General features: G+C 69.3%; 26 protein-coding genes. 20 read left to right on the forward strand and 6 right to left on the reverse strand.

Annotated features, from left to right (window positions below; all coding sequences use genetic code 11):
- The first annotated feature begins 127 nt into the window (after window positions 1-127).
- Window positions 128-874, forward strand: a complete 747-nt coding sequence (locus tag AB0B64_RS26910; protein ID WP_358180424.1) for a transposase — start codon at window positions 128-130, stop codon at window positions 872-874.
- 103 nt (window positions 875-977) lie between these two features.
- Here the strand turns inward: AB0B64_RS26910 and AB0B64_RS26915 are convergent, their stop codons facing one another.
- Together AB0B64_RS26915 and AB0B64_RS26920 are read right to left on the reverse strand one after the other, a co-directional pair.
- Entirely contained in the window at window positions 978-1,610 is a 633-nt protein-coding gene (locus AB0B64_RS26915) for a DUF5667 domain-containing protein (RefSeq protein ID WP_358180427.1), read from the reverse strand.
- 68 nt (window positions 1,611-1,678) lie between these two features.
- Window positions 1,679-2,317 carry a sigma-70 family RNA polymerase sigma factor gene (locus tag AB0B64_RS26920; protein WP_357655008.1) on the reverse strand — a complete coding sequence of 213 codons (639 nt, stop codon included), beginning with the start codon at window positions 2,315-2,317 and terminating at the stop codon, window positions 1,679-1,681.
- 178 nt (window positions 2,318-2,495) lie between these two features.
- Between AB0B64_RS26920 and AB0B64_RS26925 the strand changes: the two genes are divergently transcribed.
- Window positions 2,496-4,079, forward strand: a complete 1,584-nt coding sequence (locus tag AB0B64_RS26925; protein WP_357954637.1) for an antibiotic biosynthesis monooxygenase — start codon at window positions 2,496-2,498, stop codon at window positions 4,077-4,079.
- Window positions 4,080-4,094: 15 nt separating this feature from the next.
- Here the strand turns inward: AB0B64_RS26925 and AB0B64_RS26930 are convergent, their stop codons facing one another.
- A complete protein-coding gene (locus tag AB0B64_RS26930; RefSeq protein ID WP_357954639.1) occupies window positions 4,095-4,331 on the reverse strand; it encodes a glutaredoxin family protein in 237 nt (78 codons plus the stop codon).
- Window positions 4,332-4,447: 116 nt separating this feature from the next.
- Here AB0B64_RS26930 and AB0B64_RS26935 point away from each other — a divergent pair, with 116 nt between their 5' ends.
- From AB0B64_RS26935 to ccsA, 13 genes are all read left to right on the forward strand, one after another.
- Window positions 4,448-5,125 (forward strand): redox-sensing transcriptional repressor Rex, encoded by a 678-nt coding sequence (locus AB0B64_RS26935; RefSeq protein WP_357954641.1) that lies wholly within the window; start codon window positions 4,448-4,450, stop codon window positions 5,123-5,125.
- Entirely contained in the window at window positions 5,122-6,378 is a 1,257-nt protein-coding gene (locus AB0B64_RS26940) for a glutamyl-tRNA reductase (RefSeq protein ID WP_358180430.1), read from the forward strand. The genes AB0B64_RS26935 and AB0B64_RS26940 overlap by 4 nt, the downstream gene beginning before the upstream one ends.
- Entirely contained in the window at window positions 6,375-7,280 is a 906-nt protein-coding gene (gene hemC, locus AB0B64_RS26945) for a hydroxymethylbilane synthase (protein WP_357954645.1), read from the forward strand. The genes AB0B64_RS26940 and hemC overlap by 4 nt, the downstream gene beginning before the upstream one ends.
- Window positions 7,277-8,833 (forward strand): bifunctional uroporphyrinogen-III C-methyltransferase/uroporphyrinogen-III synthase, encoded by a 1,557-nt coding sequence (locus AB0B64_RS26950; RefSeq protein ID WP_357954647.1) that lies wholly within the window; start codon window positions 7,277-7,279, stop codon window positions 8,831-8,833. Before hemC ends, AB0B64_RS26950 begins: the two co-directional genes overlap by 4 nt.
- On the forward strand, window positions 8,830-9,813 hold the full coding sequence (hemB, locus tag AB0B64_RS26955) for a porphobilinogen synthase (RefSeq protein ID WP_357954649.1): 984 nt from the start codon (window positions 8,830-8,832) through the stop codon (window positions 9,811-9,813). The genes AB0B64_RS26950 and hemB overlap by 4 nt, the downstream gene beginning before the upstream one ends.
- Before the next feature lie 130 nt (window positions 9,814-9,943).
- A complete protein-coding gene (locus AB0B64_RS26960) occupies window positions 9,944-10,573 on the forward strand; it encodes a bifunctional DNA primase/polymerase (protein WP_357954651.1) in 630 nt (209 codons plus the stop codon).
- Between the two features lie 31 nt (window positions 10,574-10,604).
- Window positions 10,605-11,894, forward strand: coding sequence for a glutamate-1-semialdehyde 2,1-aminomutase (gene hemL, locus AB0B64_RS26965; RefSeq protein WP_358180433.1), 1,290 nt, complete (start codon window positions 10,605-10,607; stop codon window positions 11,892-11,894).
- 218 nt (window positions 11,895-12,112) lie between these two features.
- On the forward strand, window positions 12,113-13,036 hold the full coding sequence (locus AB0B64_RS26970) for a LysR substrate-binding domain-containing protein (RefSeq protein ID WP_357954655.1): 924 nt from the start codon (window positions 12,113-12,115) through the stop codon (window positions 13,034-13,036).
- Window positions 13,037-13,092: 56 nt separating this feature from the next.
- Complete coding sequence (locus tag AB0B64_RS26975; RefSeq protein WP_357954659.1) at window positions 13,093-13,731, forward strand: histidine phosphatase family protein; 639 nt, start codon at window positions 13,093-13,095, stop codon at window positions 13,729-13,731.
- A 55-nt stretch (window positions 13,732-13,786) separates the two neighbouring features.
- Entirely contained in the window at window positions 13,787-14,365 is a 579-nt protein-coding gene (locus AB0B64_RS26980) for a TlpA disulfide reductase family protein (RefSeq protein ID WP_358180436.1), read from the forward strand.
- Window positions 14,358-15,080 (forward strand): cytochrome c biogenesis protein CcdA, encoded by a 723-nt coding sequence (locus AB0B64_RS26985; RefSeq protein ID WP_358180439.1) that lies wholly within the window; start codon window positions 14,358-14,360, stop codon window positions 15,078-15,080. Before AB0B64_RS26980 ends, AB0B64_RS26985 begins: the two co-directional genes overlap by 8 nt.
- A complete protein-coding gene (locus tag AB0B64_RS26990; RefSeq protein WP_358180442.1) occupies window positions 15,080-16,621 on the forward strand; it encodes a cytochrome c biogenesis protein ResB in 1,542 nt (513 codons plus the stop codon). Before AB0B64_RS26985 ends, AB0B64_RS26990 begins: the two co-directional genes overlap by 1 nt.
- Window positions 16,611-17,585, forward strand: a complete 975-nt coding sequence (gene ccsA, locus AB0B64_RS26995; protein ID WP_357954669.1) for a cytochrome c biogenesis protein CcsA — start codon at window positions 16,611-16,613, stop codon at window positions 17,583-17,585. Before AB0B64_RS26990 ends, ccsA begins: the two co-directional genes overlap by 11 nt.
- 361 nt (window positions 17,586-17,946) lie before the next feature.
- Here the strand turns inward: ccsA and AB0B64_RS27000 are convergent, their stop codons facing one another.
- On the reverse strand, window positions 17,947-18,252 hold the full coding sequence (locus AB0B64_RS27000) for a PLDc N-terminal domain-containing protein (protein ID WP_357954671.1): 306 nt from the start codon (window positions 18,250-18,252) through the stop codon (window positions 17,947-17,949).
- A 556-nt stretch (window positions 18,253-18,808) separates the two neighbouring features.
- On the opposite strand from AB0B64_RS27000, the gene AB0B64_RS27005 reads away from it, so the two are divergent.
- Both AB0B64_RS27005 and AB0B64_RS27010 read left to right on the forward strand, forming a co-directional pair.
- The gene (locus AB0B64_RS27005) at window positions 18,809-19,900 is read left to right on the forward strand and encodes a hypothetical protein (protein ID WP_358180445.1); all 1,092 of its coding nucleotides are present in this window, start codon (window positions 18,809-18,811) and stop codon (window positions 19,898-19,900) included.
- A gap of 10 nt (window positions 19,901-19,910) precedes the next feature.
- Window positions 19,911-20,153 carry a hypothetical protein gene (locus AB0B64_RS27010; protein ID WP_225298934.1) on the forward strand — a complete coding sequence of 81 codons (243 nt, stop codon included), beginning with the start codon at window positions 19,911-19,913 and terminating at the stop codon, window positions 20,151-20,153.
- Window positions 20,154-20,247: 94 nt separating this feature from the next.
- On the opposite strand, the gene AB0B64_RS27015 is transcribed toward AB0B64_RS27010, so the two are convergent.
- Window positions 20,248-20,466 (reverse strand): BldC family transcriptional regulator, encoded by a 219-nt coding sequence (locus AB0B64_RS27015; protein WP_225298932.1) that lies wholly within the window; start codon window positions 20,464-20,466, stop codon window positions 20,248-20,250.
- 256 nt (window positions 20,467-20,722) lie between these two features.
- On the opposite strand from AB0B64_RS27015, the gene AB0B64_RS27020 reads away from it, so the two are divergent.
- Window positions 20,723-20,941: a DUF4229 domain-containing protein gene (locus AB0B64_RS27020; protein ID WP_357954675.1), complete on the forward strand. Its 219-nt coding sequence runs from the start codon at window positions 20,723-20,725 to the stop codon at window positions 20,939-20,941.
- On the opposite strand, the gene AB0B64_RS27025 is transcribed toward AB0B64_RS27020, so the two are convergent.
- Complete coding sequence (locus AB0B64_RS27025) at window positions 20,938-22,149, reverse strand: hypothetical protein (RefSeq protein ID WP_357954677.1); 1,212 nt, start codon at window positions 22,147-22,149, stop codon at window positions 20,938-20,940. The genes AB0B64_RS27020 and AB0B64_RS27025 overlap by 4 nt on opposite strands.
- Window positions 22,150-22,226: 77 nt before the next feature.
- Here AB0B64_RS27025 and AB0B64_RS27030 point away from each other — a divergent pair, with 77 nt between their 5' ends.
- Entirely contained in the window at window positions 22,227-22,943 is a 717-nt protein-coding gene (locus tag AB0B64_RS27030; RefSeq protein ID WP_357954679.1) for a demethylmenaquinone methyltransferase, read from the forward strand.
- A gap of 335 nt (window positions 22,944-23,278) precedes the next feature.
- Window positions 23,279-23,359, forward strand: coding sequence for a DUF397 domain-containing protein (locus tag AB0B64_RS27035; RefSeq protein ID WP_357955000.1), 81 nt, complete (start codon window positions 23,279-23,281; stop codon window positions 23,357-23,359).
- Window positions 23,360-23,471: the final 112 nt, after the last annotated feature.

Below are 23,471 nucleotides of genomic sequence, written 5' to 3' on the forward strand. Positions count from 1 at the left end.
CACAACTCGCCGAGGCGGAGAAGGATCCGTACTGCGACTGGCTCGCCGACGCTCCCGCCCAGGTCATCCAGCAGACGCTGAAGGACCTGGACCAGGCGTGCCGACAGCACGGCACCTGGAAGGTGCGTTGGAAGTCGCGGACGAAGTGGAAGCCGTCGTTTCGGTTCCCCACCGCGAAACACATCCCCGTCGAGCGGATCAAGGACGGGTGGGGCCGGGTGCTGCTGCCGAAATTCGGGTGGGTGAAGTTCCGGATGTCACGCCCTCTGGGGGGACGGTGAAGTCCGCGACCGTCTCGCGCGACGGCAGGCACTGGTTCATCTCGTTCCTGGTGCAGGACGGCCTCACTCGGGTTGAACACCACCTTCATCTCGATGCGCACGCCGGGGTGGACCGGGGTGTGGTCACGGCCGCGGTCACCTCCGACGGGGAGTTCTTCGACCGCCGCCACGCCGGAACCGGTAGTTTGTCCAGTCTGGTGCCACCCCCTGAGTGCAAACAGGACAGGCAGCCCGATCTGGGGTTCCTCACTCCGGGCGAGGCGGAACGCTATCTGCGGCTTCAGCGGCGGCTTGCCCGGTCGAAGAAGGGCTCCCGGCAGCGTGAACATGTCGTCGCGGCGATGGGCGACATGATGCGCCGCGTCCGGTGGCGTCGCGCGGATTTCAACGCCCAGACTGCGCACCGCCTCACCCACCGCTACGCCATCGTGGTCCTGGAGAACCTCAACATCGACGGCATGACCACCAGCGTGCGGCGCAGGCCTGCGGGCACACCGAGCACGCCGACATCGTCGGGGCGAAGAACACGTTGGCCAAATATCGGGCGGCCGGGCTGGTCGTTCCAGGGCGTGGAGACCCATCCGGGTCCGTGAAGCGTCAAGCACCCCGTTCCACAGCACGAGCCGCGCAAGGAGCATGAGCTGCCGCGTAAGCGGCACGGGAACCTCCGTCCCTTTAGAGCGGAGAGCAGGTCAACTAGCGCGGGGCCACAAGCCCGTCTATATAGTCGAGGTAGCCCGTCGCCTTGTCCTGTTGATCCCCGTCCATCCGTTCGAGCATTGGTTCGACCATGTTTTTCTGGTCGCGCGCGAACCGGTTGATCTTCGGTGAGCGCGGCTCGGCCCGCTCCAGCCTCCTGATGCCGGACCGGGTCGAGTCCTCCATCTCCTTGAGCGTCTTGGTGACCAGCGGTCCGTCGCCGGACGAGCCGAGCAACTGGGCGACTTCGGCCGCCCGGGTCTTGGCCGAGACCAGCTCGCGCTCGGCCCGCTGCACGTCGTCGGTGCTGAGCCGGACCAGCGTGCTCTCCGCGGCGCGCTTGAGCGGGTAAAGCGTGTCGCCGGGCAGTGCGTGGTAGGTGGCGAAGGCCGACAGCATCATGGCCGCCGCCAGGCCGAACGTGGCGGCCTGGGAGAGCCAGGAGAGCCGCCGCCCCGGACGGCGATGGGAACGGCGGGCCCGTACGGGCTCGGGGAGGCGCTGTGCGCATAGGAGCTCGGCGCGGAGACGTTCGCGGAAGGCGGCGGCCGGACCCCCGCCCAGCGGGAGCCGTCGCAGCTCTGTGAGGTGTTCGAGCACGCGCTCGCGCGATCTGCGCGCCCTACCCATGACAGCTCCCTGACGCCGCCGGGGAATCCGATCGTGACATCTGCCTAACGACGTGCCGCTGGTGGAGGTTACGCCAGGTCGTGCTTGAGCGCCCTGGCCAGGGCCCGGATCGCTCGGAACTGCAGGGCTTTGATCGCTCCACTCTTCTTCCCCATGATCAACGCGGTCTCGGCGAGCGACAGGCCGTGCAGGAACCGCAGAACCACGCATTCCTGCTGCTCGGGATTCAGATCCTGGACGGCGCGGAGCATCCGGTCGTTGATGATGGCCGTGACGACGGCGTTCTCCGGGATGTGCGGGCCGTCGAGCGGGACGTCGATCACCTCCCCGGTCGGGATTTCCAGGCGATAGCGGCCGGACTTGAAGTGATCGGTGACCAGGTTCCTGGCGATGGTGACCAGCCAGGCGCCGAAGTCACGGCCCTGCCAGGTGAAGTCGGTGATCCGGCGAAGCGCGCGGAGAAAGGTCTCGCTGGTGAGATCCTCGGCCAGCGGATGCGAGCCGACGCGGAAGTAGATATAGCGATAGACAAGATCCACGTATCGGTCATAGAGCGTGCCAAAGGCATCCGAGTCTCCGGTCTTGGCGTGCAGCACCAGCATGCGGAGGTCATCGGGAATCTCTTCGCGCACGGCAAGCTCGCTCGTCCGGGCGGGACCAGCGACCGCTGGTGGGAGCAGCCCGGCGAACGGCCACGAGTCAGGCATCCGGTATCCCTAGGGGTAAGGGGTGCGGCGTGCTCGAACACTCTAGAAATCAACCGGAAATTCCACAATCCGCTTCGTGAAGGCATGACTAGCCGTAATCGGCCGATACCGTGTGGACCGACCCGTTCCCTCTTCGGCTACCGGCTGGGAGGCATAGTCCGGCAGCATTGGAGTCACCATGGAGATCCTCGTTGCTGTCCTAGCCTTTGTCGGTGCCCTCCTCGCCGCGATCGGCGCAGTCGCCCTGGTCCGGCGCCTGCGTGACGAGGTGGAGGGGTGGTTGATCGCCTGGACCGTTTCAGCCGTCGCGCTCTGCCTGGCGCTCGGTGCGATCGGCGTCGGCTACCTGATGGGATTCGGGGACGTCACCTTCAAGGTCTACCAACTGACCGGATCCCTCCTCGCGCCCTTCTGGCTGGCCATCGGACTGGTCCAACTCCTGTCGGAGAAGGTGCCGCCGAAATTCGCCGGCTGGCTGCTCGGGATCGCGTTCACCATCGTCGCCACCGTGGTGCTCATCTTCGACCCGGTGAGCAGGGCCGACGAGATGGGCAAGCTGCTCCCCGCGGCCGAGGGGCACTGGAACCTCATCCCGAACTACCTGCTGATCGGCGCGCACTCCATCGCCGGGCTGATCATGCTGGCGGCCGTGGTGATCGCGGCGCTGCGCTGGCGCAACGGTGACGAACTCGACACCGACAACCTGCACGCGGTCATGGTCATCGCGCCCTCGGGCATCGCGATCATCGGGGCGATGAGGTTCGCGGTGCCGGGCTTCTTCGCCACCGCGCTGTTCGTGGTGGCCGCCGCGGGCATCTGGTACGCCGTGCTGCGCCCCCTGGCGCCGTACGAGGACGACGACGAGGACGACGAGCTCGAGGGCCACCGCGGCGAGCGGTCCGGCGAGCGGTCGGCTGAGCGGTCCTCTCATGGCCGCCGGGCCATGCGGGATCGGGACCCCTTCCCCCAGCCGGACTCCTTCCCCCACTCGGAGCCGTTCCTCCCCTCGGACTCCTTCCCTCGGTCGGAGCCCTTCCCCCAGCCGCTCGCCGACATGCCGATGCAGGGGCCGCCCCAGCAACAGCAGCAGCCGCCTCCCGGTCAGCCCCGCCGGTCGGGCCTGGGTGATCTGGTGGCCGAATACCGGGCGGGCGACCAGCCGGTCGACTACGCCGCCCGGATGGCGCCGCCGCCCGACCAGGGCCCCTCGACCGGCTACATCATGAACGGCGGGCACGGCGCCGGGCCGCAGACCGGTCCCCAGGACTTCGGGATGCCCGGCACGGGCGCGGTCTACCCGGGGGCCGAGTTGTTCGCCACCGGCTCCCGCGCGGCCCAGCAGCCCCCTCAGGGCCAGCCCCCTCAGGCTCAGCCCGTGCGGACGCCGGCCCCGCAGGCCCAGCCTCAGCAGCAGGCGGCCTCCAGCAGGCCCTCACCGAGCATCTACGGCATGCTGACGGTCTTCACCCTCATGGACGGCTCAGGCGAGGCGTTCGACCGCCTGGCGGAGCTCACTGTCGAGGCCGTACGACGGGGCGAGCCCGACACGCTCATCTACGCCTGCCACGCGGTCAAATCGGCCCCGCTGCAGCGCATCGTCTATGAGCTCTACCGCGACGAGGTGGCCTACCGCGACCACCAGCGGCAGCCGCACGTCGAGCGGTTCGTCAACGAGCGCCAGGCCATGGTGCTGGCGACCAACATCATCGAGCTGAACGTCAACGCCGCCAAGGTCGTACCGCTCCCGACCGCGATGTTCTAGCTGCTCAGGGTCCTACTAGCCGCTCAGCGCGGCGCGTAGCCGGTCTTCGGAGACCCGCCAGAAGTCGTGCTGGACTCCGTCGACCAGAGTGACCGGGATCATCTCCCAGTATTTCTCCCGCAACTCCTCGGAGGAGTCGATGTCGACCTCCTCCCACGGCACACCCAGGTCTCCTGCCACGCGGGAGACGACCTCGCGCGCGTCGTCGCAGAGGTGGCAGCCCGGCCTGCCGAGCAGCGTGATGCGGTGCATGCACCCAACCGTATCGTGCCGACTTTGTGCATCGCTTCACAAAGGGATTAACCTGAAAGGCGGTTCGATTTCATTCACGCGGCCGGCAGGCCGCTCGTCCCCTGGAGCTCCGGCACGTGAAGAGCCCGTCCCAGTCCCGTGACCGCGGGATCCCCGAGGCAACGGTCGCCCGGCTCCCGTTGTACCTGCGGGCGTTGAACGGGATGGCCGAACGCGGCATCGCGACCGTCAGCTCCGAAGATCTGGCCATGGCCGCGGGCGTCAACTCCGCGAAGCTCCGCAAGGACCTGTCCCATCTGGGCTCGTACGGCACGCGAGGCGTCGGCTACGACGTCGAATACCTCGTCTACCAGATCTCCCGCGAGCTGGGCCTGACCCAAGACTGGGCCGTGGCCATCGTAGGAGTGGGTAATCTGGGCCGGGCACTGGCCAATTACGGTGGTTTCGTCTCCAGGGGCTTCCGTGTGGCCGGGCTTCTCGACGCCGACCCCGAAGTCGTGGGCGACGATATAGCGGGGTTGAATGTTGAGCACATAGACGTCCTGGAAGCCGTCATCGAACGGCGTGGAGTCTCGATCGTGGTTCTGGCGACACCCGCGATAGCGGCGCAGGAAGTCTGCGATCGTGTGGTGGCGGCCGGGGTCACCAGCATCCTGAACTTCGCGCCCGTAGTGCTTTCTGTACCAGATGGCGTGGATGTCCGTAAAGTCGACCTATCAATAGAACTGCAGATCCTTGCGTTCCATGAGCAGCGCAAAGCAGGGGGGCCACTTATGGCCGTGGACAGTCAATGAGTCTTCTCACCATCGGACTCAGCCACCGGACAGCTCCGGTGGCCATGCTCGAGCGCGTTTCGGTGTCCGGCGAGGCGCTCGTCAAGCTCCTGCACGACGTGCAGCAGGACGTGTGCGTCGCCGAGGCCATGGTGGTCTCGACGTGCAACAGAGTAGAGGTTTACGCGGCCGTCGACCGTTTCCACGGCGCCGTCACCGCGATCAGTCGCTTGCTGGGCGTCCACTCGGGCGTCCCCGTGGAAGAGTTGCAGCCGCACCTCTACGTCCACTACGAAGACCAGGCCGTCGAGCACCTGTTCGCGATGGCCTGCGGCCTCGACTCGATGGTCGTGGGCGAAGGGCAGATCCTCGGCCAGGTTCGCCGGGCGCTCACCCTGGCGCAGAAGCAGGGCACCATCGGCGCCACCCTCAACGAGCTGGTGCAGCAGGCGCTGCGGGTCGGCAAGCGCGCCCACGCCGACACCGACATCGACAAGGCGGGCGCCTCCCTCGTCACCGCCGGACTGGCGCTGGCGGGCGACCTCACCGGGCGTCGGGCGCTGGTGGTCGGCGCGGGCTCGATGAGCTCGCTGGCCGCCACCACGCTGGCCCGCGCGGGCGTGACCGACATCGTGGTCGCCAACCGCACCTTCGAACGAGGCGTACGCCTGGCGGCGTCCGTAGGCGGCAGGGCGGTGGAGTTCGCCGCGGTTCCCCGAGAGCTCGCGACGGCCGACATCGTCATCTCCTGCACGGGCGGCGGCCGGCACGTCATCACCCCCGACATCGTCTCCCCAGGCGCGTTCCTGCTGGACCTGGCACTGCCGCACGACATCGACCCCGCTGTCCGCGAGGTGCCCGGCGTCACGCTGGTCGACCTGGAGACCATCCAGGAATCGGGCATAGGCTCAAGGGAGGGCGACACCGTCGACTCGGTGCGCAGGCTCGTCGCCGAGGAGCTGGCCGCCTTCCTCACCGCCGAGCGGGCCGCCAAGGTCACTCCGACCGTGGTGGCGCTGCGCAGCAAGGCGGCGTCCGTGGTCGAGGCTGAGCTGGGCCGGCTCCTGATGCGCATGCCCCAGCTCGACGGCAAGGCCAGGGACGAGGTGGCGCAGACTGTGCAGCGGGTCGTCGACAAGCTGCTTCACGAGCCCACCGTGCGTGTCAAACAGCTCGCCACCAGCCCGGGAGGCGATCATTATGCCGAAGCGCTGCGCGAGTTGTTCGACCTGGATCCGAAGATGCCCGAAGCCGTGAGGGAGGTGGAGTTGTGACACTGCGCTTGGGCACCCGGCGCAGCCTGATGGCGACCACGCAGTCGCAGATGGTCGCCGACTCCTACACCGAACGGACCGGGCGCGCCATCGAGCTGGTCGGCGTCACCACGTTCGGTGACGTGACCAAGGCTCAGGTGGCGCAGCTCGGTGGCACGGGCGTGTGGGTCAGCGCGCTGCGTGACAAGTTGATCGAAGGCGAGATCGACTTCGCCGTCCACTCGCTGAAAGACCTGCCGACCAAGCCGGACCCGCGGGTGACACTGGCCGCCATCGTGGCCCGGCACGATCACCGCGACGCGCTGGTCGGCCCGGCGAAGTTCGCCGACCTGCCCACCGGGGCCAGGATCGGCACCGGCTCGCTGCGCCGGATCGCCATGCTCAGGGCGCTGCGTCCCGATCTCGAGTACGTCCCGATCCGCGGCAACGCCGACACCCGGATCGGCAAGATCGCCGCCGGCGAGGTCGACGCGGTCGTGCTCGCCTCGGCGGGCCTGACCAGGATCGGCCGGGACGTGGAGATCGCGCAGATCTTCGAGGTCGAGGAGCTGCTGCCCGCGCCAGGGCAGGGCGCCCTGGCCGTGGAGTGTCTCTCCGACAACGCCGACCTGATCTCCTTCCTCGGTGTGCTCGACGACCCGCGGACGCGCTCCGCAGTGTCGGCCGAGCGCTCCGTCCTGTCCGCTCTCGAGGCCGGCTGCTCATCCCCCGTGGGTGCCTTCGCCGTCGATGACGGACAGACCCTGAACCTCACCGCCATGGTCGTCTCTATCGACGGCCAGCAGGCGGTGCGCAAGTCCGCCGCCGGCTCTCCTTCCGAGTCTGTGAAACTCGGCCAGCTCCTCGCGGCCGAGATGATCTCCGAAGGGGCCGACAGATTGATGGGGGAGCAATCCCGTTGAGCTCCGATAGTCCAACCTCCGGTTTCCTCGCGTTCGTGGGCGCGGGCCCCGGCGATCCGAACCTTCTCACGCTCCGCGGCGCCGAACTACTGGCCAAGGCCGACGCGGTCGCCCTCGACGAGGAGCTGTTCGGCTCGTTCCTGCGCCACTGCCGCGAAGGCGTGGAGATCGCGTCCGGCGACCTCGTCAAGCGCGCCAAGGCCGGGCAGTTCGTCGTACGCCTGTGCGAGGGCGACCCGATGCTGTTCTCCTCGATCGCCCGGTCGATCGAGGAGGAGGTCGCGGCCTGTGCCGCGGCGGAGGTGGACTTCGAGATCGTGCCCGGCGTGCCGCCCGCGACCGCGGTGCTCACCTACGCGGGCATCCCGCCGGCGGCCGACGTGCCGGAGTTCCGGATCGTCGACGCCGCGCACGAGCAGGACTGGGCCGCCCACGCCGCCTGCCAGGGCACGCTGGTCATCTACAACGGCCTCGCCGGGGCCGTGGCGATCGGCAAGGCGCTGGTGGCCGGTGGCAAGCCCGACAGCACGCCCGTGGCGGTCAGCAGTAGCGGCACCACCACCGAGCAGTACACCGTCGTCTCGACTCTGGCCAGGCTGCAGGCCGACATCAAGCACGCGGGCTTCACCGAGCCCGCGCTGATCGTCGTCGGCGACGCGGTCGGGCAGCGCGACAAGCTGTCGTGGTTCGAGACCAAGCCGCTGTTCGGCTGGCGGGTGCTGGTGCCGCGCACCAAGGAGCAGTCCGAGAGGCTGTCCGAGCAGCTCACCTCCTACGGCGCCGTGCCGGAAGAGGTGCCGACCATCTCCGTCGAGCCGCCGCGCACGCCGCAGCAGATGGACCGCGCGATCAAGGGCCTGGTCACCGGCCGCTACGAGTGGGTGGCGTTCACCAGCTCCAACGCGGTCAAGGCGGTGCGCGAGAAGTTCGAGGAGTACGGCCTCGACGCCCGCGCCTTCGCCGGGCTGAAGGTGGCCGCCGTGGGCGACGCCACCGCGCGGGCGCTGGTCGAGTTCGGCGTCAAGCCCGACCTGCTGCCCTCGGGCGAGCAGTCGTCGGAGGGCCTGGTGGCCGAGTGGCCGCCGTACGACTCGATGCTCGACCCGATCAACCGAGTGCTTCTGCCGCGGGCGGACATTTCCACAGATACCCTCGTGGCCGGTCTGACAGAGCTAGGCTGGGAGTGCGACGACGTCACGGCCTACCGCACCGTACGAGCCGCACCGCCCCCCGCCCCGATCCGCGAGGCGATCAAGGGCGGCGGGTTCGACGCGGTGCTCTTCACCTCCTCCTCGACCGTCCGCAACCTCGTGGGCATCGCCGGCAAGCCGCACAACGTCACCGTGATCGCGGTGATCGGGCCGCAGACCGCGAAGACCGCCGAGGAGTTCGGGCTGCGCGTCGACGTCATGGCCGACCGGCCGTCGGCGTCCGCCTTGGCCGCCGCGCTGGCCGCGTACGGTGCCAAGCAACGCCAGGCGGCCCTCGCCGCCGGCGACAGCCCGCGGCGGCCGTCGCAGAACCGCAGAGGCGCCAGAAGGAGAGCCAAGTGAGTGCTGACTACCCGGTCGCCCGGCCGCGCAGGCTCCGCCGCAGCCCCGCGATCCGGCGCATGGTGGCGGGCACCAGACTGCACCCCGCGGACCTGATCCTGCCGCTGTTCGTCAAGGAGGGCATCGACCAGCCGCAGCCGGTCGCCTCGATGCCCGGCGTGTTCCAGCACACCCGCGACTCGCTGCGCAAGGCCGCCCACGAGGCCGCCGACGCCGGGGTGTCCGGGGTGATCCTGTTCGGCATCCCCGCCGTCAAGGACGCGCGGGGCTCGGCGGCCGACGACCCCGAAGGCATCCTGCAGGTCGCGCTGCGCGACGTGAGCGCCGAGGTGGGCGACGCGGTGGTGGTCATGGCCGACACCTGCCTCGACGAGTTCACCGACCACGGCCACTGCGGCGTGCTGACCGCCTCCGGCGACGTCGACAACGACGCGACGCTGGAGCGCTACGCGTCGATCGCGGTCGCCCAGGCCAGGGCCGGATCCCAGATGATCGCGCCGAGCGGCATGATGGACGGCCAGGTCGGAGCCATCAGGGCGGCGCTCGACGCCGACGGCTTCAGTGACCTGCCGATCCTCGCCTACACCGCCAAGTACGCCTCCGCCTTCTTCGGCCCCTTTCGCGAGGCCGCAGAGTGCGCGCCGCAGTTCGGCGACCGCAGCACCCACCAGCAGGACCCGGCCGGGCCGCTGGGGGACGCGATGCGCGAGCTACGCCTCGACCTCGCGGAGGGCGCCGACGCCGTCATGGTCAAGCCCGCGATGGCCTATCTGGACGTCATCAGGCGCTTCCGCGACGAGGCCGACGTGCCGGTGGCGGCCTACCAGGTGAGCGGCGAGTACGCGATGATCGAAGCCGCCGCGGCCAATGGCTGGATCGACCGCGACCGGATGATCATGGAGTCGCTGGTCGCGATCAAGCGCGCGGGCGCCGACCTGATCCTGACGTACTGGGCCACCGAGGTGGCGCGCCGCCTGTGAACCAGGGGGTTTCCCGTCGATCGCTGAGGCCTGTGCGTTAGAGTGCAATAACAAGTGCTGGTGTGTCCCGCGTGTGCTTTGCAGCCAGGAGCCGGGGCCTCTTCAGGCGCTTGGATCGACGGGAGACACCATGGTGGGGGTACCACTCGCTCGGCGTACCAAGAAACGGCCGCGCCCGACACGGATCGATACCGTCCTGGGCTATGCCGCTCTCGGCTGGCCGAGCGTGCCGGGTGCCCATCCGCTGCGTCAGGGCGCCCGCTCCTGCTCCTGTGACCGCCTCGGCTGCCCCGACCCGGGCGCGCATCCGCTGTCTCCCGCCTGGCACCTACAGGCCACGACGGACGCCACGCAGCTCACGCGCTGGTGGCGGATGGACCCCGACGCCAATGTGATTCTGCCCACCGGCCGGGTGTTCGACGTCTTCGACGTACCGCTCGACACGGGCCTGTCGGCCCTCACCCGCATCGATGGCGCCTCGGCGCACTCGGGCCCGGTCGCCGCCAACGGTGACCGGGTCCTGTTCTATGTGGCCACGCGTGGCAATCCCGACGACGAGGACGAGTGGTGGTCCTGCCAGCTCGACTGCGAGCCCGGCACCATCGAGGACAATCCGGGCCTGCGCTGGCACTGCCGCGACAGCTACGTCCTGGCCCCGCCCTCCACGCTGCCCACCGGCCAGCCCGTCTCCTGGCTGCGCCCGCCGGACGGCCGTCCGCTGCCCGATCCGCTGCGCATCCTCGACTGGCTCGCCGACTAGACCGCCGTGGCCCAGGACTAACCTGGAGCGCGTGAGCCGTACACAGAACTCCGAGGACCTGTTCGCCCGCGCCCGTGCCATCGTGCCGGGTGGCGTCAACTCCCCGGTCCGCGCGTTCGGCGCGGTCGGCGGCACGCCGCGCTTCATGGCCTCCGGGCAGGGCCCCTATCTCACCGACGTCGACGGCAACCGCTACGTCGACCTGGTCTGCTCGTGGGGGCCGATGATCCTCGGCCACCGCCACCCCGCCGTCGTCGAGGCCGTCTCGTCGGCGCTCTCCCACAGCCTCTCGTACGGCACCGCCACGCCGGGCGAGGTCGAGCTGGCCGAGGAGATCGTCGCCAGGGTGGCGCCCGTGGACAAACTCCGGCTGGTCAGCTCGGGCACCGAGGCGACGATGAGCGCGGTGCGGCTGGCCCGCGGGTTCACCGGGCGGTCGAAGGTGGTCAAGTTCGCCGGGTGCTACCACGGTCACGTGGACGCGCTGCTGGCCTCGGCGGGGTCGGGCGTGGTCACGTTCGGACTGCCGGACACGCCTGGCGTGACGGGGGCGTCGGCGGCCGACACCATCGTGCTGCCGTACAACGACATCAGCGCGGTGGAGCAGGCGTTCGCGTCGGCTGAGATCGCCTGTGTCATCACCGAGGCGTGCCCGGCCAACATGGGCGTGGTGCCGCCGCTCGCCGGCTTCAACGCCCGCCTGCGCGAGCTGTGCACGGCCAACGGCGCGCTGCTGATCATGGACGAGGTGCTGACGGGCTTCCGGGTCTCGCCCTCGGGCTGGTACGGGCTGGACCCGGTCGACGCCGATCTGATGACCTTCGGCAAGGTCATGGGCGGCGGGTTGCCGGCGGCGGCCTTCGGCGGGCGGGCCGACGTCATGTCCTGCCTGGCACCGGAAGGGCCGGTCTACCAGGCGGGCACACTGTCGGGAAACCCGCTGGCCTGCGCCGCCGGACTTGCCACGCTACGCGCGCTCGACGCCGGCTCCTACGCCAAGGTGGACGCGGCGGCGCTGGCGGTCGGCCAGGCCGCTTCCGACGCCCTCGCCGCGGCGGGTGTGCCGCACCGGTTGCAGCGGGCGGGGAGCCTGTTCTCGGTGTTCTTCGCGGATGCGCCGGTGACGGACTTCGACGGTGCGCGGGCCCAGAACACCGCGGCGTACACCGCCTTCTTCCACGCGATGCTGGATCGCGGGGTCTATCTGCCGCCGTCCGCGTACGAGGCCTGGTTCCTCTCGGCCGCTCACGACGACGAGGCGCTCGGTCAGATCGCCGACGCCCTGCCGGCAGCCGCCAAGGCTGCCGCGGCGGTCCTCTGATCGGCTACTTGCTCGGTTACTTGACGCTCGGTTACTTGGCGGCCGGCTTCTGGTAGCGGACGCGCTGGTCCCGAGCCTGCTCGGCGAGGGTCTTGAGGTAGGAGATGGTGGTCGTCTGCTGCTTCTGCGCCTTGTTGTTTCTCATGCATATATTTTCTCCTGCTACAGAGTGAAGGACAAGCGAGACTTTCTACGCTAAACCCTTTAGACTGGCTTACATGTTGGACTTGAACCGTCTCAAGGCCCTTCACGCTGTGCACATCTACGGCTCGGTGGGTGCCGCGGCCGACGCGCTCATGGTGACGCCGTCGGCCGTGTCGCAGCAGATCGCCAAGCTGGAGCGCGAGACCGGTGCCCGGCTCATGGAGCGCAACGGGCGCGGGGTGCGGCTGACAGACGCCGCCGGGCTGCTCGCCGACCACGCCGAGCGGATCCTGGCCCTGGTGGAGACCGCCGAGGCGGACTTCGAGGCGCTGCGCGGCGAGGTCGTGGGGCGGCTGAACATGTCCGCGTTTCCGACGGCGGCGCGCGGGCTGATGCCCTCCGCCCTGACCGCGCTCAAGCGGCGCCATCCCGACCTGCACGTTCAGATGCACGAGCGCGAGCCGGAGCGCATCGTGCGCGACGTGGCCAGGGGTGAGCTCGACCTAGGTGTCATCCAGGACTGGCTCAACCGGCCGATCGCCCTGCCCGAAGGGTTGTCCCGGTCCACGCTGCTCGACGACATCGCCGACCTCCTGCTGCCCGCGGACCATCCGTTGGCCGGCAACAAGGAGGTCGAGCTGGCGGCGTTGCCCGCGAACGAGCGGTGGATCAGCTCCTCGCCCGGCACCGTCTGTCACGACTGGCTGGTCTACACGCTGCGTAACGCCCAGCTGGAGCCCGAGATCTCCTGCATGGCCGACGAATATCCGACCCAGATGGCGCTGGTGGCGGCCGGGCTCGGCTGCGCGATCATCCCCCGGCTGGGACGCGACTGCGTGCCCGACGGGGTGGCCGTGGTGCCGCTGCGGCCTCGGCAGTCGCGCCGCATCTACGTCATCTGGCGCAGCGACGCGGCCCGGCGGCCGGCGATCCGGGCCGCGGTCGAGGCGCTCGCCGACGCCAGCCGTACGAAGGAGAACGCCTGGGCGGTCGCCTAGCGTCCGGGGCGCCTGAGATCGCGGAACGGGCAGAGCGGGATAGGCTGTGGCACACCATGGCTGAAACCACCGTAGTTCACCTGATGCGCCACGGTGAGGTGCACAATCCCGAAGGCGTCCTGTACGGCAGGCTGCCCGGCTACCACCTGTCCGAGACCGGCCGGCTGATGGCCGAGACGGTGGCCAAGTCGGTGGCGGGCCGTGACATCGTCACCCTCTACAGCTCGCCGCTCGAACGCGCGCAGGAGACCATCGCGCCCCTGGCCGCGCTGCTGGAGCTGCCGGTGCAGACCGACGAGCGGCTGATCGAGGCCGCCAACATGCTCCAGGGCCGCAAGGTCGGCCAGGGCCTGGCGGTCCTGCGCGATCCCAAGAACTACCGCTACTTCTGGAACCCGCTGCGCCCGTCCTGGGGCGAGCCTTATCCGGCGATCGTCAAGCGGATGCGCTCGATCATCGAGGAGGTCAGGGCGGAGGCGCGCGGGCACGAGGCGCTGCTGGTCAGCCACCAGCTGCCGATCTGGTCGATCAGGATGGCGGCCGAGGGTCGCCGGCTCTGGCATGACCCCCGGCGCAGGCAGTGCAATCTGGCCAGCCTCACCACGCTCACCTTCGACGGCGATCGTCTGGTCAGCGTCGGCTACAGCGAGCCCGCCGGATCACTGGCGACGGGCCCCAGCGTGCCGGGCGCCTGACCTCGCCGGTAGAGTTGCAAGCTCTACCGGTCGTAGTACAAGGAGATCTTCCTCCGTGCGCGCCAAATCCATCTCCCTCGTCCTCTCGGCCGTCCTGGTCGCGGGCGGCCTCGCGGGCTGCGCGGGCGCCAACCAGTCAGGCCAGCCGCAGGCGGGCGACACCCGTTTCGTCGCGGGCGACGGGAAGATGCAGGTGTTCGACGTCGCCGACCGCCAGGCCGCCCCCGAGATCGGCGGGCAGACCCTCGACGGCGCGACCGCCTCGCTCGCCGCCCACAAGGGCAAGGTCGTGGTGCTCAACTTCTGGGCGTCGTGGTGCGGCCCGTGCCGGGCGGAGGCGCCGGTGCTGAAGGAGGTCGCCGCCAAGACCAAGGGCCGCGTGGAGTTCCTCGGCGTCGACTTCAAGGACCGCAAGGCCGACGCGCAGGCGTTCGAACGCACCGAGCAGACCGGCTACCCGAGCATCTTCGACCAGCCGGGGCAGGTCGCGCTGCGCTTCCAGGGCACGGTGCCGCCCGCGGCCATCCCGTCCACGCTGATCATCGACGCGCAGGGCAGGGTCGCCGCCAGGGCGCTGGGCGCGGTCAAGTACACCGACCTGATGGACGCGGTGACCAAGGTGCGCGATGAATGACGTCGTCGCCTCGGGCTCGCTGCTCCTGGCCGTGCCCATCGCGGTGCTGGCCGGGGTGGTGTCGTTCCTGTCGCCGTGCGTGCTGCCCCTCGTACCGGGCTACCTGTCGTACGTGACGGGCATGAGCGAGGACCCCAAGCGGGGGCGGCTGGTGTTCGGCACGGTGCTGTTCGTGGCCGGCTTCGCGCTGGTGTTCGTGCTCAGCGGCGCGCTGTTCGGCGGCCTCGGCGCGGTCATGCTGGGCAACGCGGAGATCATCACGCGGGTGCTCGGCGTGCTGACGATCCTGCTCGGCCTGGCCTTCCTGGGCGTGCTGCCCGGCCTGATGCGCGACGTACGCATCCACAAGCTGCCCGCCGCTGGGCTGGCCGGGGCGCCGCTGCTGGGCGTGGTGTTCGGGCTGGGCTGGACGCCGTGCATCGGGCCCACGCTGGCCGTCGTGCTCGCGCTCGGACTGAACGAGGGCAGCGCCTCGCGTGGCGCGCTGCTCGCCGTGGCGTACGCGCTGGGCCTCGGACTGCCCTTCGTGGCCGCCGCCCTCGCCTACAGCAAGGCCCTGCGTACGTTCCGCGCGATCCGCAAGCACTCACAGCTGATCACCCGGATCGGCGGCGGCATGATGGTGGCCGTCGGCATCATGCTGGTGACCGGCCTCTGGGGAGAGATGATCGCGACCATGCAGGGTCTGATCGGCGCCTTCAGGCCGGTGATCTGATGACCGTCGACGAGCTCGAGAAGGAGCGGGCGCGGCCCGCCGGCATGGGGCCCATGGGCTGGCTGCGCTGGGGCTGGCGCACGCTCACCTCGATGAAGACGGCGCTGATCCTGCTGTTCCTGTTCGCGCTGGCGTCCGTGCCCGGCTCGCTGGTGCCGCAGCGCGGCGTCGATCCCGACAAGGTGGCGGCGCTCTTCCAGAACGACCCGACGCTCGCCGAGTGGTACGACCGCTTCCAGCTGTTCGACGTCTTCACCTCGGCCTGGTTCGCCGCGATCTACCTGCTGCTGTTCACCTCGCTGATCGGCTGCGTACTGCCGCGCACCGCCACCTACGTGCGCGAGTTGCGCCGCCGCCCACCGGCCGCGCCGCGCAACCTGTCGCGCCTGCCGCACTTCTCGCGGCTGGACGACCCGCTGACGGTCGAGGAGGCCGCCGGGCGGCTGCGCCGGCTCCGCTTCCGCGTCGAGGTCGGCGACGGCTGGGTGGCCGCGGAGAAGGGCTACCTGCGCGAGACGGGCAACCTGCTCTTCCACGTATCCCTGCTCGCCCTGCTCGTCGCGATCGGGTTCGGTTCCCTGTACGGCTACCGCGGCAACGTGCTGGTGGTCGAGGGCGACGGCTTCGCCAACACGGTCGCCGCCTACGACCGGTTCATCCCGGGCAATCAGGTGTCGGCGGAGTCGCTGGAGCCGTTCTCGTTCACGCTCACGGACTTCCAGACCACCTACCAGGTCGAGGGCCCCAAGAGGGGGCAGGAGCTCGACTACTCCGCCTACATGAAGGTCAACGACGCGCCCGGGGCGCCCACGCGCGACTACACGCTCAAGGTCAACGAGCCGCTGGAGGTCAACGGCACGCAGACCTACCTCCTCGGCCACGGCTACGCGCCCGTGTTCAAGGTCACCGACGGCAAGGGGCAGGTCGCCTTCGAAGGGCCCGTCCCCTGCCTGATCGAGATCAAGCTCACGCTCACCTCGGGCTGCGTGGTCAAGGTGCCCGACGCCCAGCCGTCGCAGCTCGGGTTCCTGCTGCGCTTCCTGCCCACGGGTGACGGCGCGGGGGCCTCTCTGTTCCCCGGCGCGCTCAACCCCCAGGTCCAGCTCCTCGGGGCCTTCTCCGGTGACCTGGGCGTACGCTCCGGGCGGCCGCAGTCCGTCTACGAGCTCGCGCCGCCCGAGGTGATGCGCAAGCTCACCCCGCTGGTCATGGGCACCGGCCAGGCACCACTCGCGGTCGGGGGGTCGCTCCCCCTGCCCAAGGGGGCGGGAAAGCTGGAGTTCACCGGGGTCAAGGAGTGGATGACGCTCCAGATCGCCTATGACCCGGGGCGGCTGCCCGCCCTGATCGCCGCGGGCACGGCCGTGGTCGCCATCGCGCTGTCGCTGATGATCCGCCGCCGCCGGGTGTGGGTGCGGGTCAAGGACGGCGTGGCCGAGGTCGGCGGTCTTACCCGTACCGAAGGGTCCGCGGCGGGCTTCACCGAGGAGTTCGCCGACATCGTCAAGGTCCTATCAGCTGGAGGCAAGGATGCCCGCTGAGCAGCAACTGGCCGGGGTGAGCGACCTCTTCGTCGTCGCCGCCGTCCTGCTCTATCTGGCCGCCATGATCGGGTTCGCGCTGGAGCTGGCCTTCGGTCGCTCCAAGGCCGACTCGGCCGCCGTACCCGCCAGGCAGCCCGTGGGAGCCGGAGTCGGCTCGGCGGGCGGCTCCTCAGACGCCCCTGCCGCTTCGGACGGCCCTGTCGTTCCGGAGACAGTCGTCGAGCCGCCGGCCTGGGCGGGCAAGGCCGGCTGGGCGGCCATGACGCTCGGCTGGCTCGGCTGGGCCGCGAACCTGGCCGCCATCGTCACCCGGGGCCTGGCCGTGGACCGGTGGCCCTGGGGCAACATGTACGAGTTCGTGGTGGCCATCTGCTTCGCCGCGGTCACCGCCTTCCTCGGCACCCAGCTCCGGCAGAACGTCCGCTTCCTCGGTGCCTTCGTCATGGTGACGGCCGCACTGGGGCTCGGCTTCGCGGTCAAGGTCCTCTACACGGCGGCGGGTCCGGTCGTGCCGGCGCTCAACTCGTACTGGGTGGCCATCCACGTGACGGCGGCGATCCTGGCGAGCGGCCTGTTCATCGTGGCCGGTGTGGCGGGCATCCTCTACCTGATCCGCGGCGATGGGATGTCACGGCTGCCGTCGCGGGCCGACCTGGAGCGGGCGGCCCACCGCGCGATCGTCTTCGCCTTCCCGGTGTGGACCTTCGCCGTCATCGCCGGTGCTCTCTGGGCCGACAAGGCTTGGGGCCGTTACTGGGGCTGGGACCCCAAGGAGGTCTGGGCCTTCATCACGTGGGTGGCTTACGCCGCCTACCTCCACGCTCGGGTCACCGCCGGATGGCGCGGGCGAGCGGCGACGATCGTGCAGCTCTTGGCGTTCGGGTGCCTGCTGTTCAACCTGGTGGGAGTCAACATGTTCATCTCGGGGCTGCACAGCTACGCGGATGTGTCGTCGGGGTGATCGTCTGTGCCACGGCCGTCTCCTTTCGTGTGACGGTCCGTGGTGGCTGGGGTCCCTGAGGGGATACCCCCTTCGGGGGCAGGGAAGCGGGCGGCCCCTTGTGGCTGATGGCCCTGTGGGGATGCCCCTTCGGGCGCGGAAGAAGTCGGTCCGTCGTGGTTAGGGCCCCTGGAGGATGCCTCCTCCGGAGGAGAGGGAGAAGACGATCCGTGGTGGCCCTTGGAGGTTGCCCCGTCCGGGGAGCGGGAGTAGCTGGTCCGTGGTGCTGGGGTTGCTTGGAGGGGTACCCCGTTGTGGCAAGGGCCCATGGAGGGACGCCCCCGTCATGGGCGACGGAGAGCGGACGGTCGGGGACGCCGCTCTAGCTGTCGTCGCCGCGCATGCGGCGGTCGAGGTCGCGGAGGAATTCGGGGTCGTCGTCCGGGCCCTTGGGGGCCGAGTGGCGGCGGGAGCCCGGTCGCGGGGGGACCGGCCAGGTCTCGCGGGGCTTCTGGGGGCGGCCGCGGATCATCCAGACGGCCCCGCCCACCAGGGGAACCAGCGCGACGACGAGCACCCAGAGCGGTTTTGGTACGTTCCTTACCTCTTCCTCCGGCGTGGTGATGACGTCGAACAACGAGTAGAGCCAGAAGGCCAGCAGCGCCAAGCCGATAACGACACCTACCATGTCCGAACTGTAAGCCATTCGCGTCGTGATCGTGTTTTCCCGTTGTCCCATTTCAGGTGACTCCAGCGAGACCTACGTCGTACGGTGGACTCGATTCAGCGGCGTCCGCCCGCTGGGACCGCCGTTCGGGGCGGCCGGGTGCCATGCGCGCGGGCGTCCCACGGCGTTGAGGGGTGCGATGGCCTTTTCTAACGACAAGGGCCGCCATCGGCGGGGTCGTTGGTGGCGGCGCGGGTCGTATCTCTTCTCCCGCCGCAGTGAGGCGCCCCCCGATGCGGATCGCTCCTTCTGGACGAACGATCGGAGTGCGCCTCCCGGCAGACTCAGCCCTGCCGGACGGCCGGACCGGGGCCGCGAAGACCGCGCGGGACGGCTGGGCTGGCCGTGGCGGCCCGGCGCCGGCGGGGACAGGCACGGGTGGCCCGGCGGCGACAAGCGCGGCGGGGACAGAAGCGGCGGGGACAGGCGCGGGTGGCCCGGTTCCGAGGGCGGGGCCAAGCGTCGCGACCGCCTGGCGTCCGAGCGGCCGGATCACGAGCGGTCGGACCGCGAGTACGTGGAGCGCAAGCGAGCCGATCGGGATTGGCCAGGACGCATGTGGCCGGGCCGGGAGCCAGCCGAACGGGACTCGATCGGGAGTGAGGGGAGTTTCGCGCTGTTCGGTTGGCGGGGTCGCGAGCGGCGCCAGGCCGGCGGAGACGGTTCCGAGGGGTGGCCCTGGGCGGGGCGCCGCCAACAGGAGGACTTCCGCCAGCAGGAAGAGTTCCGCCAGCAGGAGGAGTTCCACCGACAGGAGAGGTTCCGGCAGGCGGAGGAGTTCCGGCAGTGGGACGCCGCCGAAGCCGGGCAGTCGCAGCGTTGGGAGGCCGCTGAAGCCGGAGAACCGCGGCGCTGGGATGCAGCCGAAGCCGGAGAGCCGCGGCGGTGGGAGGCAGGGGAGCGGCTGTCGGCCGCCGTGGTGGACCGCCCCCAGTACACGTGGCACGACTTCGAGCTCGACGACGTGGTGCTCCGGGCGCGACCCAACCGCCCCGACGCTCCCTCGCTCGGCGACGGCCTGCGGCACTGCGGGAAGCTGGAGACCATCCTGCACCGTCAGTGGGACGCCCGGGAGGGGCCGCCGTCGCCGGAGGTGGTGCGGGCCGTCGAGAGTCTGGCCATGCTGCCCGACCTGCTGAAGGAGAAGCTCGCCGCGGGCCTCGAAGGCATCTACGTGGGCCCGGGCGGCGTACCGGATCTGGACGACATGGGCTACCTGCGCGGCGCCCCCCTGCCGTCCGGCCGGGCCTCATGGGACATCTGCGCCGGAGCCTACGGCGACGGGAAGATCGTGGTGGGTGACCGCCCCTCACCCACGCCCGACGTGATGATGCACGAGGTCGGGCACGCCATCGACGACGTCGACTCGGCTTACGGCGATTGGGTTTCCGATTCGCGGGAATTCGCGAAGCTGTACGAGGACATCACGCCGCTCCTGGTCTCCGCGTTCCACCGCCAGGGGGACGGGCTGGGGCGCAAGGAGTTCTTCGCCGACGCGTTCGCCGCGATCGCCTCGCGCCAGCGACCGGCCCTCGTCGACATGCTGGGCGGCGACACCCGCGCGGCGCTCAACGTCATGCTGTTCTTCAACCGGCGCTACGGAATCTAGGTGATGAGCCATGTACGTCATCCGGCTCGCTGACGGGACCCTGCGCGTGCCGCAGAGCCTGACCAGCGAAGACGGGCGTCTCATCGGCAACGCGTACGTGGAACTCGAACCTGGCGACCCCGACTACGACACGTGGCTTCCGGAGTCCCTGACGGAGGAGGAGGCGGCGGATCGCCGGGAGCGCTGGCTGATCGAGAACGACGACCTGGAGCAGGAGTTCTTGGCCTTCAAGGCGGAGCAGGAAGACGCCTAGGCCGGCCCGGGTCAGAGGTCGAGGGGCCGCTGATGACGTTTACAGACAGGGGGAGACGGCGACCCTGCGGGCAGGATCACCGTCTGATGGAACGTCAAACACGCGGGGACTCGCCCGACCTGTCGGCCGTTAGAACGTCCTCGCCTCGAAGAAGGGCATGCACTTCCGACTCGCGGAACCGACGATGCCCCCCGGGGGTGCGGATACTGCTGATGCGACCTGCCGCGGCCCAGCGTGTAACCGTCTTTGGGTCTACCCGGAAGAGGGCGGCAACCTCTCCTGGGGTCAGCAGACGCTCGCTGCTACTCTCCACCAATCTCTCCCCCTCGCATCCCGCTTCCTGCCAGCGGGCGGACAGGTAACCAGTGTGTCGAGCGAAGCCTGATTTATCCGTGGTTTTCGACAAAGATCACGGGTTGTTATCAGCTGACTGCCCGATTGTTATATGATAGAGCCTCTTTGGGGCTCTCGTGGGTGTTTCTTTACGAAACACCCTAACTGGGACACTAGCAGTGCTGGCGCCCGATGCGAAGAGCGACCGTGTCACACAGGGCGAGTAACCTCGATCTGTGCATCCCGTTCTCGTATACACCGCGTCGCGGATCGGCCTGTTTGTCGTGACACTCGGCGTCCTGCGACTGCTTGGCCTGCAAAACCCGATGCTACTGATCATCGTGTCTTTCTTGATCAGCGGCATCGCCAGCTACGTCTTGCTCTCGAAGCAGCGTGACGCTCTTAGCACTCGCATCAGCGACAAGATCGACCGGCCCAAGCCGCAGAGCGACTAGGGCAGGGGGAACATGCCAATCCGGGCATGGTACTCCCGTCCGAGTCTCGTTGTGTCGCTACCAACGAGTAGTCCGCCGCTGTACGCCAGAAATGCCTTGACCCCGATCCCGCGCTCCCTGCCAGGATTCCAAGTCAGCGCCATTCCGGTGACTGGATGAATGGCGGCGATGCCCTCGCGGGGCACCGCTCCAGGCCCGGCCGAGTCGTGGCCCAGCGGATTGTTCAGCCATCGCTGGTGGCCGCCGACGTAGACCGCCGCGCCGGTCACCGCCACTGCGTAGAGTGAGTCTCCGCCGGTCTTGTTGACCCAGGTGGGCGTGATCCGCTCGCCCCTGCTGTACGTCTCGAACCTGGCCGTGCTGTCGCACAGCCGCTTCCCGCGCACCGGTCCGCCGGTGGTGACGACGGCGAAGTAGCTGCCGTCGGGCGCGAAGTCCAGGCCGCGTACGTAGGAGGGGAAGGCGTCCATGCAGGTGGGGACGTACGCCTCGGTACGCCAGTCGGCCACCTTGGCGCCGCCGCCGCGTACGTCGATCAGCCCCAGCTGCGGCCTCGACAGCCCGTCCAGCGTGGTGAAGTTGCCGTCGACCGCGAGCCGTTCGGCGGTCAGGGCCAGTGCGTAGACCCGCAGCGTCGGCGTCAGCGGCGCCCCCGGCGTGATCGCGAACGCCGGGTCGGTCGCGCCGGTCGTCGCGTCGAGCCTGGCCAGCGCCGCGCGCGGCCTGGTGAAGTCGCCGCCCGCGTAGAGCTGCGCGCCACGCCTGGCCAGCGTGGTCACCATCCCGCCGGAGACGCCGGGCCTGAAGTCCCGTACGGCCGAGCCATCGAAGAGGTTGAGCCTGGCCAGCGCCCTGGTCGGCGTCCCGTTGACCGCGGGGAAGTCGCCGCCTACGTAGACCGTGCCGCCGTCGCCGGGGGCCAGGCTGTAGACGGGCCCGCCGACCTGCGGCGCGAAGTAACGCAGGATGTGCCCCGTCGCGAGGCTGTAGGCGAAGACGTTGTCCCGGGTGTAGGTGTGGGTCCGTGAGGCGTCGGCGACCTCGCTGAACGAGCCGCCGACGACGACCGTGCCGCCGACCAGGGTGATGGAGTTGACGATCCCGTCGAGCACGTGCGGAGTGGTGTCGACCGGGTCGGCCGAGACGACGCGCGAATGAGCGACCGGGGTCGTCGCGAGGATCGCCGCAAGGGCGACACGTACCAGCATTCGCAAACTTCTAGCAGACATTGGGTAATCACGCGGCTACTTTCTGTTGATTGTCGCGATGGTCATAGGCTTGGGCCATGACGCGTGCTCAGCTGGACAAGCAGCCGGATCAGGTCGCCGCGATGTTCGATCGCACGGCCCGGCGCTACGACTTGGTCAACGATGTGATCTCCCTGGGACAGGTGCGCTTCTGGCGCAAGGCGGTGGCCGCCGCCGTCGACGCCGGGCCCGGCGAGATCGTGCTCGACCTGGGGGCGGGCACCGGCACCTCCACCGACGCGTTCACCACGCTGGGCGCCCGCGCGATCGCCTCCGACTTCTCCCTCGGCATGCTGCGCACGGGCGTGCGCCGGCACGGCGGCAACGCGCTGAGCGGTGACGGAGTCCCGTTCATCGCGGGTGACGCGCTGCGGCTGCCGTTCGCCGACGACGCCTTCGACGCCGTGACGATCTCGGTGGCGCTGCGTAACGTGCACGACACCTCGCAGGCGCTGCGGGAGATGCTGCGCGTGACGCGGCCGGGCGGGCGGCTGGTGATCCTGGAGTTCTCGCACGTGAAGGTCAACGCCTTCGATCTGGTCTACCGCGAATATCTGATGAAGCTGCTGCCGCGAGTGGCCACGGTCTTCGGGTCCAATGACGACTCCTATGCCTATCTGGCCGAGTCGATCCGGGACTGGCCCGACCAGCCGACACTCGCGCGCACCATCCAGGAGGCCGGCTGGCAGCGGGTCGCCTGGCGCAATCTCACCATGGGCATCGTCGCGATCCACCGGGGATTCAAGCCCGCGTAAGCCCGTTCAGTGCTGCTCGATAGCCCGTTCTGTGCCGCGCGTAACCCCGTTCCGCGCGGCTCGATTAGGCGAGATGCCATTCACGCCGTCAAGTCCGCGATCCGGCCGGGGTTCCGTGTCCGGAGATATCGTTTATCGCGGGAATTATCCGTGGGGGCGGGCCGACCTACGGCGGGTTCGGCAACGCGGCGCTGGGCGAGGATGGTTCTCGACTAATTCCCGGCCGTACTGGTGTAGCGTTTTGCTTACGGAGCGTGACCGCACTGCTGTAACCCGCGTCACATTTCTCGCGATAGGCTCGGATATAACCGTGACGCTACGAAGGAGTCTGCCCGGTGGGCCCGATGCTCTGCTTCACGCCTGATGAGTGGCGCGCCTTCATCGAGGGTGTGCGCCGCCGCGAGTTCGCGGTCTGATCTCCTCGTGGCGACGACGCAGGGCCCTTCGTCTCGGACGGAGGGCTTTCGTTTGTGCGAAGACCGGCCCCCGACTGCCACTTTGTCCAAGAAAAGGGTTAGACTGCGGGCC

Source organism: Nonomuraea sp. NPDC049129 (assembly GCF_040648495.1).
Classification (GTDB): Bacteria; Actinomycetota; Actinomycetes; order Streptosporangiales; family Streptosporangiaceae; genus Nonomuraea.